General features: G+C 55.4%; 10 protein-coding genes. 4 read left to right on the top strand and 6 right to left on the bottom strand.

Features of this window, described 5'->3' with window-relative positions:
- Nucleotides 1–294: hypothetical protein (locus BR04_RS13380; RefSeq protein ID WP_496356524.1), on the top strand; the 294-nt coding region annotated here is incomplete at its 5' end.
- Here the strand turns inward: BR04_RS13380 and BR04_RS13375 are convergent.
- From BR04_RS13375 to BR04_RS13350, 6 genes are all read right to left on the bottom strand, one after another.
- Complete coding sequence (locus BR04_RS13375; RefSeq protein ID WP_496356523.1) at nucleotides 266–991, bottom strand: carbonic anhydrase; 726 nt, start codon at nucleotides 989–991, stop codon at nucleotides 266–268. The two genes, BR04_RS13380 and BR04_RS13375, sit on opposite strands and share 29 nt — an antisense overlap.
- Nucleotides 992–1,464: 473 nt before the next feature.
- Nucleotides 1,465–3,138, bottom strand: a complete 1,674-nt coding sequence (locus BR04_RS13370) for an FAD-binding oxidoreductase (RefSeq protein ID WP_496356522.1) — start codon at nucleotides 3,136–3,138, stop codon at nucleotides 1,465–1,467.
- Nucleotides 3,139–3,282: 144 nt separating this feature from the next.
- Nucleotides 3,283–4,692, bottom strand: a complete 1,410-nt coding sequence (locus BR04_RS13365; RefSeq protein ID WP_496356521.1) for an NAD(P)/FAD-dependent oxidoreductase — start codon at nucleotides 4,690–4,692, stop codon at nucleotides 3,283–3,285.
- Between the two features lie 71 nt (nucleotides 4,693–4,763).
- Nucleotides 4,764–6,314, bottom strand: coding sequence for an FGGY-family carbohydrate kinase (locus tag BR04_RS13360; protein ID WP_496356520.1), 1,551 nt, complete (start codon nucleotides 6,312–6,314; stop codon nucleotides 4,764–4,766).
- Nucleotides 6,311–7,840, bottom strand: a complete 1,530-nt coding sequence (locus BR04_RS13355; RefSeq protein WP_496356519.1) for a glycerol-3-phosphate dehydrogenase/oxidase — start codon at nucleotides 7,838–7,840, stop codon at nucleotides 6,311–6,313. The genes BR04_RS13360 and BR04_RS13355 overlap by 4 nt, the downstream gene beginning before the upstream one ends.
- Nucleotides 7,827–8,576, bottom strand: a complete 750-nt coding sequence (locus BR04_RS13350; RefSeq protein WP_496356518.1) for a GntR family transcriptional regulator — start codon at nucleotides 8,574–8,576, stop codon at nucleotides 7,827–7,829. Before BR04_RS13350 ends, BR04_RS13355 begins: the two co-directional genes overlap by 14 nt.
- A 220-nt stretch (nucleotides 8,577–8,796) precedes the next feature.
- Between BR04_RS13350 and BR04_RS13345 the strand changes: the two genes are divergently transcribed.
- From BR04_RS13345 to BR04_RS13335, 3 genes are all read left to right on the top strand, one after another.
- Nucleotides 8,797–9,789 carry a phosphoribosyltransferase gene (locus tag BR04_RS13345; protein ID WP_496356517.1) on the top strand — a complete coding sequence of 331 codons (993 nt, stop codon included), beginning with the start codon at nucleotides 8,797–8,799 and terminating at the stop codon, nucleotides 9,787–9,789.
- 68 nt (nucleotides 9,790–9,857) lie between these two features.
- Nucleotides 9,858–11,129 (top strand): cytosine permease, encoded by a 1,272-nt coding sequence (gene codB, locus BR04_RS13340; protein WP_496356516.1) that lies wholly within the window; start codon nucleotides 9,858–9,860, stop codon nucleotides 11,127–11,129.
- 12 nt (nucleotides 11,130–11,141) lie between these two features.
- Nucleotides 11,142–12,923: an ARMT1-like domain-containing protein gene (locus BR04_RS13335; RefSeq protein ID WP_496356515.1), complete on the top strand. Its 1,782-nt coding sequence runs from the start codon at nucleotides 11,142–11,144 to the stop codon at nucleotides 12,921–12,923.
- Nucleotides 12,924–12,963 lie beyond the last annotated feature (40 nt).

The raw sequence follows: 12,963 nt of genomic DNA, 5'->3' as shown, positions 1-12,963 counted from the left end.
TCTGACCTTGACCGCATGGCTGGAATAAAACACCTGCGGATCAGGGGAATGACAAAAGTCAGGATTGCAGCGGTACTCAAAGTGACTGGATTGAATATCCTGAGGGCAACTGCGTTCAAAAATCGCCTTAAAAAGTCAAAAAGACAAGAAGATCGGAGAAATACCACTACAGTTGCTTTCCTTATCGTTGTCAAAGAGCGTAGTTTACGTTTATCAGACTCGATTCATCAATTTCTCAGGATATTTTTGTCCCGTAACAATCTTTTCAACTTTTTCTCACTAAATGTGGCTTGAGACTTTTTGCGAGTCCATCATAGATAGCTCCAACAACTTTGGCTTTCCCTGCGTTCACGAGATCTCGAGAAACAGGGCTTGTCATGAACAGATCCTCAATACCCTGCCAGATATTTTCCTCAATTGCATGAGGTATTACATCAGCACCATGGGCTTTTGGATTGTCAGCAATTGCCTTTTTCACTGCTGGAATGATGTTATCAATTAGAGGTGGGATATTTCTTTCCAATGGGTGACCGTGACCCTGGACAGCATTTGTCACTGCGGTTACGGCACCGCATTGGGTATGTCCAAGCACTACAAATACCGGGGTGTTTACATGGGCAAGGCCATATTCAACAGACCCTACCTCATCGACATCCAGAACATTACCTGCAACACGAATCACAAAAATATCCATAATGCCGGCATCAAATAGAATTTCAACAGGAACTCTGGAGTCAGAACAGGTGATAACAGTTGCATAGGCGTGATCCCCCTGATTTTCTTTGCCAGCAAGTGCAAGACGGGCAGCATCAACATGGGGCTGAGTTGCTTTACCTGTTACAAAACGTTCATTACCTGCTTTCAGTATGGCGATTGCTTCATCTGGACTTGGTTTAGTCGCTTTGCTGCCACTGGCCAAAACAGGGCCATTGGTCAGAGCCAGGAAACAGCTGACAGCCACAGCAGATTTCAAGATTTTTTTCATCAGCATACGTTCTCCTTGGAAAGATGAAAGTTTGTGGGAAACGCTTGGCCTCCAATAGATCTTAGCTGCTCGATCTTAGCTATCAGAGACTGTTCGAAAAAGCCTGGTTGAACAAGCTTTCTATACAATATAGGGTGTGTTGCTGTGTCCTGAGTGGCTATATGTTGCATAGCATTGATTGTGTAAACTGTTTTTCAGGCAAGCTCTATCTGGAAAACTTTCGTCTATTTTCATATGCAAGGACAAAACATGAAAATAAAACGAAACAGAGACCTGATCCCAATTTTTACATTCAGGAATCAGATCTCTTCAGTTTTCACTCTCTTCCCCTCAAAAACCCGTTTCCACTACCCTATCCCCATTTTGGCAGAAAAAGCCATCCGGAAGCCTTTCCCCATGCCCTGTGAAAAAAGCCTTATCCAGTCTTGCGTTCCAGAACAAGGCTTTTCTGATCTGGGCAGTGAAAACCGTTTTCAACCCTATAGACCCATCACCCCCGGCCCCAGAATCCCATGGGGATCCAGATGCTTTTTCACGGCCCGCAGCAGCTCCATGCTTTCTCCCCCGAGCTGTTTTTCCATGAAAGGCCCCATCATCCTCCCTACACCGTGGTGGTGGGAGAGGGTGCCCCCTGCATGGAGGATGCGTTCAATGATCTCCCTGTGAAAGGCCCTGTAACTGTCCAGATTTTCCATGCGGGCGATGAAGATAAAGTAGAGATTGGTGCCCTGGGGATAGAAATGGGAAGCGTGGGTCATGCAGATGGTCTGGGGCCGCGCCTTGATGAAGGCCCGCACGCTGTCATGTACCCGGTGCAGGGCTGACCAGGTGACACCCGTTTCCAGGGTGTCAATGATGATGCCGAAATCCAGCAGATCTTCCCGCATGTAGGGATCAAGGTAGCGACCATGCTCCCACTTGTGCACCGGGTAGGAGGTGAGGCCCATGGCCCCGAATTTTTTGGCAATACGCCGGACATTTTTCGCCACATTCCGGCTGAAGCCCGCTTCCCCCTCCGCCGTGCCCAGGGCGAGGCAGCGTTCCATGGGCCGGTATCCGGCAAAGCGCATGAGGCTGTCCAGCGGCCCGCCTTCCACGCCATAGAGCTTCAGGGCCACGTCCGTTTCTTCGGCATCCGAGATGCGGAACACCGCAGGCATGCCGCACTGGGCCTGGGTGATCTCTCTGGATGCGGCCACGGCCCTTTTCCAGTCCGGAAAGATGAAGGAAAAGCGTCGGGTGTTTTCCGGCATCTTGCGGAAGATTTTTAAGGTCACACTGACGAGAACCCCGAAGGCCCCTTCGCTTCCCTTGAAAATATCCTGAATCTTCGGGCCTGTAGCCGTTGCCGGAACGCTTTGTGTCACAAGGATGCCTCTGGGCGTCACGACTTCCACGGCAAGGAGGAGATCGGCCGCATCGCCGTAATAGGAAGAGGCCTGCCCCGATCCCAGGGTGAGAATCCATCCGCCCACGGTGCTGAACTCAAAGGACTGGGGGAAGTGGCCGCAGGTGTAGGGCCGAAGGGCACCGAAGCGTTTTGGAGCCTCGTTGAGGGCGGCCTCGTAGTCCGGGCCGCTGATGCCCGCCTCCACGGTGACAGCGTGGTCTTCCTCATTCAGGGAAAGCACCCGGTTTATGTGGGTGGCCATAACCAGCGTGACGCCGCCTTTTTCCATGCGGTGGCCAAGGGTGACGGAAGAGCCGCCGCCGTACACGGAAAGGGGGATGCGGTGCGCGTGGCAGAGGGACACCACCGCCTGCACGTCCCGTTTGTGACGGGGATGCACCACAAGATCCGTGATGCCTTCTATCTGGTGATGGCGCAGGGCCAGGGTTTCTTCCGTGGTTTTTCCTGTGCTGTAGCGGATGCGGCTGAAGGCATCCTTTTCCACCTGCTCCGGCCCCACCGCCTTTTCCATGGCCTGAATGAAGGGCAGGGGCAGGGGGATGGGAAGGGTTTCCGAAACCCTTTCCTCGCCCGTGAAGCGGGGGGTGAGAAAATCCCTGTCCCCAAGGCCGAAGGTCTCTTTCAGCATGGCGTGGAGTCTGGGGTTGGGATGCTTGAAGGTGTGGGGATCGCCCCAGCGGAAGATGCTGCGAAAGCTTTTTTCAGGGGGCGGGGTATGAATCCATGGGCTGTGGGAGGGCATGGGATTTCCTTTCAGATGGTTTTTGAAATGGGCTGAACACACAGGGCCGGGAAGGGGATGCGTGCAGGCTCTCCGGCAATACGCCGGAAGAAGCGTGCAATGTCAGGGCCTCCTGAGATTTCCGGCGGATGACGGGTTCTTTGTTCACTTATCGAGTTTGCGATCCTGCCGATTGTAGTACTCCATGAAGGCCTTTGTTCCAATCCATCGGTAGGGTTCCGGAGGAATAAAGCCGAGAATGCCTGAACGGTGGCCGTAGTATGGGGTATCCTCCCATCCGTGGAGTCTCTTGCTGTAAATGGAGGCGATGAGATCTCCGAACATGAAGCCCATGTTCACTCCCTGACCGTTATACGCCAGAGCATAGTAGATATTGTTGTATTTTCCGGTTACGCCCACTTTGGGAGTCTCGTCCGAACTCATGCCCAGCACCCCTGTCCAGAGGTATTCCAGCCTGATCCCCTTTAACTCAGGATAAACCTTCAGCAGTTCCGCCATGGTGAGATCGTACACTTTCTGCATATCGCCCTTGTAGCCCACATTGTCTCTGAAAAAATAATCCGCATATCCGCCACCGATAACGATGCGCCTGTCTTCCCGCAAAACCATGTGAATGAGGGCGTTTTTGGAGTCATAAAAGGGCAGGTGGCTGTCCCAGCCGATTTTTTCAAGCTGCTCTTCCGTGAGGGGCTCGGTTACGGCGGTCTGGGTGTGAACGGGTAGGGTGCTGTATTTGAAGTAGCCCAGTTTGGATGTAAAGGCATTGGTGGCAAGAACGATATTCCTGGCCCTGACCTCATAATTGGCATCGCCTGCCTTCAGAACAATCTCCTCTCCCTCTGCAATCTCATTCACTTTGCTGTTTTCGTAAATGACAGCCCCCGCCTTTTCAGCCATGACTTTCAGGGCGTTGATCAGCCTGATGGCATGGACGCTGCCGCCGTTGGGATCATAAACCGAAGCGGCATAGTATTCCGTTCCGAGCATTTCTTCGGTTTTTTCGGCATCCCAGAATTCCAGGGGAATCCCCAGTTCATTGGCTTCTTCGGTATATTCCCTGTAGTAGGGAATATCTTCCTCATCAATGATGGTATGGACAAGACCGTCCAGCTTCAGTTCACAGTCAATGCCGCTTTCCTCACACAATTTTTCCATGGCTTTCATGTTGCGTGAGGTCAGCGCATAGGTCTTTTTGTGGAGATCCTCTTCATGGGCGATCTCAAAGGATTCCGTCGGCGGCTGTGAGAGCACCATGCCCCCGTGCCGTCCCGAAGCGCCGCTGCCTACCTGTCGGGCTTCCAGAACCACAACTTTCAGATCCGGGTTGTATTTCATTAAGTGATAGGCCGCCGAAAGTCCCGTGTATCCGCCACCGATGATGGCCACATCCACGTCAAGGTTCTGGTTCAGCGGGGCATTGGCGGCTTTCATTTCCTTTGCCCAGAAGCTGTTATTCGTTTCAAAAACAGCTTCTTTTTCGCCCAGAAGCCAGAATCCAAGCGATACGGTGATGACAAGGGCCATAAAGGCCAGAAGAAGGGTCATGGGTTTCATATCTGATGTCCTTTACGGAGCGTTTTGGGGAAATTTGCGGCTACGGCAGGAAAAAGGGGACTCCGTCCCTTTCACCGGCTCTCCGGATACCCCGTGATGTCCCGGATTTTCCGGTACAGGGGGGCCAGGGCCTTGTACATGCGCTGGTACACTTCACTGTAAAGACGGTGATAAAGCCTCACATTGTCGGCATCCGGGACAAAGCGCTGCTGCACCCGCACCATGCGGGAAAGGGCGGTTGCCACATCCGGATGCAGGCCGAGACCCACGGCCGTGACCAGGGCGGCCCCAAGCCCCGAGGTTTCGCAGGTTTCTCCCCGCACCAGGGGGCGGTTGAAGATGTCTGCGGAAATCTGACACACCGCATCGCTCTGGGAAGCACCGCCGGAGACGGCCAGGGTGTGGATGGGGGTTCTGCCTTTTTTTTCAATGCAGTGCAGACCGTCGAGAAGCCCATAGGCCAGCCCTTCGATGACGGCCCTGTACACATGGGCGCGGGTGTGGACATCCCCGAACCCGATGAGGCTGCCCTTGGCGTCCGGATGGTGGAGACCGGGACTCCAGAAGGGCTGGAGCACAAGGCCCATGGCTCCGGGCGGGGTTTCGGCCAGAAGACGGTCCAGCAGTACTTCCACGGGAAGCTGGCATTCCAGGGCCTCCTGGGTTTCCGGGTGGCCGAACTCGTTCTTGAACCAGGTGATCATCCAGTATCCCCGGAAGATTTCCACCTCAGGATTGTAGTATCCGGAAACGGGGGCGGGGTAGGCGGGCATGAAGCGAAGGGGCTCAAAGTAGTCCTTTGTGGTGGTCTGCACCGTGGCCGTGGTGCCGAAGCTGAGACTCGCCATGCCCGGCTGAAAAACTCCGGCCCCTAAGGTTTCGCAGCCCTTGTCGGATCCGCAGGCGATGACGGGAAGGCCCTGGACAAGGCCCGTGGCTGCGGCGGCCTCCCGGGTCACATGGCCGATAAACTCCCCTGGGGGCAGGAGCTTTGGCAGCTTGTCATCGGGAATGGGAAAAAGGCGGCGGTTGATGGCAAGGGGGCCGCTCCAGCCCTGTTTTTTATAGTCAAAGGGCAGATGCCCGATCTGGGAGGCCGTGCTGTCGGAAAATTCACCCGTGAGCCTCTGGTGGAGAAAGCCCGACACCTGCATGTAGCAGGCGGTTTTTTTCCAGAGGCCCGGCTGGTTCTGGGCGATCCAGTTGCTCTTGGCATCGGTCTGGGCCTTGTGGATGAGGTCAGCCGCTCCGGCAAGCCTTAGAAAGGGCGTCAGCAGAGCAGGCTTCCAGACCGGAGCTGCCTTGCGCTGATCCAGCCAGGTGATGGCGGGCCGCAGGGGGGTGCCCTGCCTGTCGAGACAGATCATGGTGGCCCGCTGGGTGGCAAGGCCTAAGCCAGCGATGCGGGAAAAGGGCTCCGGTGCTTTTTCCTTCAGGCTGAGTGTGGCCTTGCAGAGATGGTTCCAGAAGAGCTCCGGGTTCTGCTCCGCCCATCCGGGCTTCGGGCTTTCATAGGGCGCATAGCAGCGTTTTTCCGAGGCGATGAGGCGGCCCTGGGTGTCAAAGAGATGGGCGCGCAGGCTCTGGGTGCCGCAGTCGATGGCAAGGAGGATTTCTTTCATCCGGGCACTCCGTGATCTTTCTGCCAGAGAAGCTGGTAGCGCACCACCTCCGCCTCCCATTTTTCTTCGCGCCAGCCGAGAACGGGCAGGGCCAGCTCCCGGATACCTTCCATGATGTCCATGCCGCCCTCCCGGAGCAGAAGGCCGAGACGCAGGCGGCGCAGCAGAAGATCATCCAGGTGATAGACCCCCCGTTCTCCTGCGGCGAGGGGAATTTCCGCCCAGAGGTGAGCGGTTCCGGGAATTTCTGTCAAAAGCCTGGGGGGAGAGGAGACCATGCGCTCAAGGAGGTTTCCGTAACGGCAGGAAAGACGCTGCCAGACCAGGGGGGGGACGGCATCCGGGCAGGGGATGGGATTTTCCGGAACGAGGGGGGCCTTTTCGTCGGGAAGGGCCATGGGAATCTGACGGGAGGCGTGTTTCAGGGTGTCCCAGGCCAGTTTGCGGAAGGTGGTGAGCTTGCCGCCCGTGACACTGATGAGGCCGGGAGACTGCCAGATTTCGTGTTCCCGTGATTCCTCGGACGGGGCCTTGTCCCCGCCTTCGCTGATAACGGGCCGAAGACCTGCGAAGGTGGCAAGGATGGCCTTTTCGTGGAAGCCCGCATGGGGAAAGAGATGGGTGGCGGCGGTAAGGAGATAGCGGGTTTCTTCCTTTGTGATGCGGGGCCGGGCCGCTTCCTGAAGGCCTGCATCCGCATCCGTGGTGCCAAGAAGAAGGGCGCCTTCCCAGGGAAGAAAGAAGACGGGCCGCCGGTCTTCGGGATGGAGAAAGCTCACAGCGCTTTCCAGGGGAAGGAGGTCTCTGGAAAAGACCAGATGGCTGCCCCGGAGGGGCCGGATCTGCTGCCTTCTGTCGGGAAGGCCGTGGAGTTTTTCCACCAGCACCCCCGTGGCGTTGATGACAAGGCGGCCTGAAAAGCGTTTTTCTTCCCCGCTTTCCCGATCCAGCGCCCGGACACCCGTGACCCGGCCCTTTTCATTTCTGACAAGGCCCTTCACTTCCGTATAGTTGAGGGCCATGGCCTGTTCCTGCCGGATCCCTTCCTGGATGAGACGCAGCACAAGGCGGGCGTCATCCACCTGGGCATCTTCAAAAGAAAAGGCCCCGTTCAGATGCGTTGTCCGGATGCCGGGCAGGGTGGCGGTGAGTTTTTCCTTTGGCGTAAACCTGTGGCTCTGTCTGCCAGCCATGAGATCATAGAGAAAAAGCCCTGCCTTCATCTGAAGGGCCGAAGGCCCGGTATCGCCGTAGAGGGGCATGAGAAAGGGCAGGGAGGTGACCAGTCCGGGCAGCTCTTTTAAAAGCCTTTCCCTGTGCCGTACGGAATCCAGGGTGAGGTGGAGGGCTCCCTGTTTGAGGTAGCGCAGTCCGCCGTGGACGAGCTTCGAGGAACGGCTGGAGGTGCCGGAGCCAAAATCGCGGGCCTCCAGAAGGAGGACGGAAAGGCCGCAGGCGGCCGCTTCCCGGAAAATGCCTGCTCCGGTGATGCCGCCGCCGATGATGATGAGATCAAAGGTCTGCATGGGATTCCTGTTCTGGGAGAGAGGTGGGGGACTCAAGAATTTCCGGAGAGCTCTCGACAAGATTGGGGAAAAGATTTTGCCAGTAACGGAGGCTTTCCTCCATGGCGGCAGCCACACTTTCTTCAACGGCCTCTGGATCCTGGGCCAGAATTTTTCTCAGCCTTGCATAGTAAAGAAGAGATTCTTTTCGGGTTTCAGGATTGTCGAAATAGAGGGTGCCGCCCGCAAGAAACAGCGCCTTGAAATCGTTGTACATGAGAAGGGCTACCTGCCTTCCGGAGGCCAGTACTATTTTTTCCTGAAGCGTCCAGTCAAACTCGGAAAAAATTCCGGGGTCGTCTCCGGGAAGGTTTTCCGGAGAAAGAAAGGCCTGAAGGCTTTCCGGGTCGTTTTCTGCGGCGATGCGGGCACAGGGCGGAAGGAGCTGCATCCGCATTTCCAGGAGTTCGGTGATGAGGGAAAGGGGAATGAATTCCGTATACCGGGCCAGGGTGCCAAGAATCCCAAGTCCCCCTTTTTTCCAGAAATCGTTCACCACAGAACTTTTACCGTGGCGGATGGTGATCCAGCCCTGACGTTCCAGAAATTTCAGGGTTTCCCTCAGGGTGGGGCGGGTGACGTCCAGACTCTGGGCCAGCTCCCGTTCCGGTGGCAGAGGGGTTCCCGCAGGCCAGGCTCCGGAAAGGATGCGGTGGAGGATGTTGTGTTCCGTGTGCTGGGAAGGGCGTATGGGCATGGGAGACTCCTTGCTGGTGGTGAAATTTGGTAAGAGGTCATACCAGTTGAAAAAAAGCCTGTCAATTCCCGGAAACGCCCTTGTTAAAAAAAGTTCCCGGCTTGACAGTGTTTTGCGGGCCTTCTAAAAGACAGCAGCCCATGACCGGGGAGTTTTCCCGGACACATGCCGGAACCTCCCGCTTCTGCGGGTTTTTTTACGCCTTACCAAGGAGAAGGTTATGTCCCAATCCCGCCTGCTGACCGAGGACTGTGCCCTGCAACCCATGGGGGAGAGTCCCTCCCGGGGGTTTCAGCGCTTCATCGCCTCCACACCGGAAACCCGTTCCATCTGCAACGATGCTTCTGTCATGGGGCTGGCCTATACCCGGAAACTGGAAAGGGCCTGTGCCCGGATTCTGAAAACCCTCAGTGCCGGAAACGCCCTCTGTCTGGAGGAAAAGGAAACCCTGGTTTTGACGATTCTCCGGGGAGGTCTGAATTTTGGTCTTCGGGAGGCCCTTTTCCATGCCTTTGGCTGGAACCGTCACAGTGCCTCCTTCATCAGTGCCCAGAGGGCAAGGCTGCACGACGACCCCGAGCACTGGCATATTGTGGAAAGCGCATACAGCAAAGTCTATATGCCCAGGGTGGCCAGCATTGTGATCGGGGATGTGGTGGCCACAGGCACCAGTCTGGAGTACGCCATGAAGGCCCTGATTCAGGAAGCGGAAAGGCAGGCGGTTTCCCTGCGCTCCATTCTTTTTTTCACCTTTGGCGGTTCCCGTGCCGAGGAAATTCTGGAAAAGACCCATATCCTGTGCCGGGATCGTTTTGACACCTTTGAAAACACCACCCTCATCTATCTGGAGGGACGTTTCACTGTACCCACACCCGGGACTCCGCTCACCATCAAACTCACGGGAACGGATCTGGTGCGCTGGAAGGCGGATATGGCTCTTGAGTTTGTGGCCTCCCAGTATGAGGATCCCGCCTTTCCCCTTCAGCGCTGCGCCATTTATGACGCAGGCTCCAGAGCTTTCTGGACACCGGAATATGTGGAGGATGTGCAGGAATACTGGATGCAGTGCCTGGCCCTGGCCGAGACGGGGGTCAGTTTTGCGGATCTTCTGGCAGAGCGTTTTCCGGGGCTGGATCCCGTACCCTTCGGAAGGGTGGAGCTTAAGGAGCTTTGTGACCGGGAAATCCGGCGTATGCACGCCCTGAAACAATAAAAAGGCGTGGCCGGAAGCTTTTCCTATGCCTGTTTTTGTCTGCAATCAACTTAAAAGTAAGGAAAAACATGAAAAAAGAGAGCGGGACCGGGAGAGAAGAGGACGGAGATTTTGCCCTGAGCCATGTGGCCGACTCCCATAAAAAAGGATTCTGGCCCATGCTGGTGGTGATGCTGGGCTTCACTTTTTTTTCCGCCAGCATGTGGGCGGGCGGAAAACTGGGGGCGGGGCTTACTGTTACGGAATTTTTCATCTGCGTCATGACGGGGAATCTGCTTCTTGGCGTCTACACGGCCCTTCTGGCCGCCATTGCCGCGAGAACCGGGCTGTCCACCCACCTTCTGGCCCGTTTTTCCTTTGGAGAGAAAGGTTCCTTTCTGCCCTCCTTTCTGCTGGCCATCACCCAGGTGGGCTGGTTTGGTGTAGGGGTGGCCATGTTCGCCCTGCCCGTACAGAAGGTGACGGGCTGGAATCTTCATCTCATCATTCTTGTTTCAGGCAGTATCATGACGGCTACGGCCTGGTTTGGCATGAAGGCCCTGACCCTCTTAAGTTTCATTGCCGTTCCGGCCATCGGCATTCTGGGCTTTTTTTCCGTGGGTAAGGCTCTGAACGATTTTGGCGGGTTCGATGCCTGGCTGGGACTTACACCCGCAGAACCCATGGGCATGTTTGCCGCCATCGGGATCTGTGTGGCTTCCTTCATCAGTGGCGGTACCCTGACCCCGGACTTCACCCGGTTTTCCAGATCCACGAAAACGGCGGTCTCCACAACGCTCATTGCCTTTTTCTTAGGCAACAGCCTCATGTTTCTCTTTGGTGCCGTTGGCGCGGCTTTTTACCAGCAGGCGGATATTTCCGATGTGCTCATGCAGCAGGGTATGATCGTCTGGGCCATGGTCATTCTGGGACTCAACATCTGGACCACCAATGACAATGCCCTCTATGCCTCGGGCCTTGGGTTTTCCAATATCACGGGGCTTCCCAAAAAGATCCTTGTGCTGGTAAACGGCGTCCTTGGCACCCTCATGGCCCTCTACCTCTACAACAATTTTGTGGGCTGGCTGGCCTTTCTTAATACCATGCTGCCCGCCATCGGCGGGGTTCTCATTGCGGACTATTATATGGTAAGAAGGGGACGCTACGGGCGTCTGGGAAAAAGCCGTTTCGAGACAATCCGGCCCGCTGCCCTCATGGCCTGGGGAGCGGGGGGGCTGGCCGCCCGCTTTCTTCCGGGTATCGCCCCCTTGAACAGTGTGCTCTGCGCCATGCTGGTCTATGTGACAGCAGATACCCTCATCCGCATCCTTTTCCAACGGACGGAAATCAAAACCGCATAGGAGGTTTTTTTTATGCCATCTTTCCCGCCTCCCGAGATGGAAGCCGATTTTGAAAAAAGAAAAAAAGCCGCCCAGGATGCCTGGGAAGCGGCCTTTTATATTGAAAACCATCTGGATCATGCCGCCTATCCGGAAGAAGTCGCCTCACCGGAGCAGGTGGGCTTCATGGTGCATCTGAAGGAAGGCGAGCGCTATTATCCCTGCTCCGAACAGATGTATCAGGCCATCATGGGCCGGGATCGTTCGGAATTTCTTCAGAACCGCTATCAGGAGGTGCTTTCCCGGATTCTGGAGGTTATTGCCACTTTTATCGAAGATTCTGAATCCAGAAATTTTCTGGAAGCCCTTATCCGCATCAAGTTTGCCCACGAAACCCGCGATGAACTCATGATTCCTTCCCGTCTGGAGAAACGCCTTTTCCGGATTTTTCTCAACCAGACCGATATCATGGATCCTTACCTCGGAGAAAAGAGCCAGCGGAACCTGATGGCAAGGCAGGCCCTGAAATCCCAGGCTTTCCGGGATGCCTTTGATTTTGTGGATCTGTCTTCCATGAAAAGGACGCCCGTTTCTCTGGGGCGCATCCGGGACAATCTCAATGCCCTGGAGTTGCAGCGTCTTTTCCTTCTCACCGGTGCGCGGGAAATCTGGCAGGGTGACGATCCTGCTGTACCGGACAGGGAAGCCTTTCTCGATATTTTTTCGAGACCGCTTACAGGGGATGTACAGACCCTGTTCTGTTTGTTGGGCGTGAGGGGAGAACCTTTTCACTGCGCGGAATCCGAGGGCCGGAAAAAAATTCTCTGGCTGGCCAATGAGGCCGGAGAGATCCTCATGGATCTGAAAATCATCCGTTACCTGGCCCGCCTCGGGCACAAGGTGGTGGTGAGCTTCAAGGGCGAACCCATTTTCACCAAGGTGGACTTTGCCGATGTCATGGAAGACAAAATTTTGCAGGAAGCCCTGGACAGTGCCCGCATTGTGAGTGATCCGGAAATCAGTAAAAATGCTCTGGTGGAGATTTTGCGGAAGGAAGAAAACATTGTCGTAATTTCAGACGGAACACGGGAAAATGTGAATCTGCTGCTGGCCTGCACCACCTTTGCACGGGCCTTCAAGGAAACCGATGCGGTGATTTCCAGGGGAGAAGAACAGCGCAGACGCTTTTTTGATACCCGCTTCCATTTCACCCGTCCGGTTTTTAATATTTGCACCAAAGACGGCGGTGCGGTGGAGGTGCTCTACAAGCCTGCCCATCCCGATGTGATCCGTTTTTCCCATCTGGATCTGGAGCGCAGGGCCAAGGACATCATCACACAGATGAAAAGAGCACGGGAAAACGGTATGGCCGTGATGTTTTACAGCGGCATCATCGGTTCCATTCCCGGCAAGATCGATGAAGCCAAACGCATCATGGGCACCTTTATCGAATATCTGCGCAGCGTGTTTGCCGAAACCTTCATTATCAATCCTTCCCAGTACTACGAGCCGGGTATGGATGCCGATGACCTTATGTACATGTGGGAGATTGTCCAGCGCAGCGGCTATATCGACATCTGGCGGTTTCAGACCTACGAGGACATTGCCGAGGCCTTTGCCCTTTCAGGGGAAAGGGTGCCACCGGAATGGGTGGGGAAAGACGCCACCTACTCCACAGGATGCACCAAAGAAATGCAGATTGCCATGGATGTGCTGGCAAAGAACCCGGAAATGCAGCTCATCGGGCCACCTGCGGAAAAATTCATGCGCAGGAAGGACTATGGGGTGGGGAAGATGCACGATAAAAAATTGTGAGCAGAGTGGTTGGGATTGCCCCATAGCATCATGGGGCATC

This window comes from Desulfobotulus sapovorans DSM 2055 (assembly GCF_059569355.1).
The sequence above is the reverse complement of the archived record's forward strand: the minus strand, read 5'-3'. Positions and strand labels throughout refer to the sequence as shown.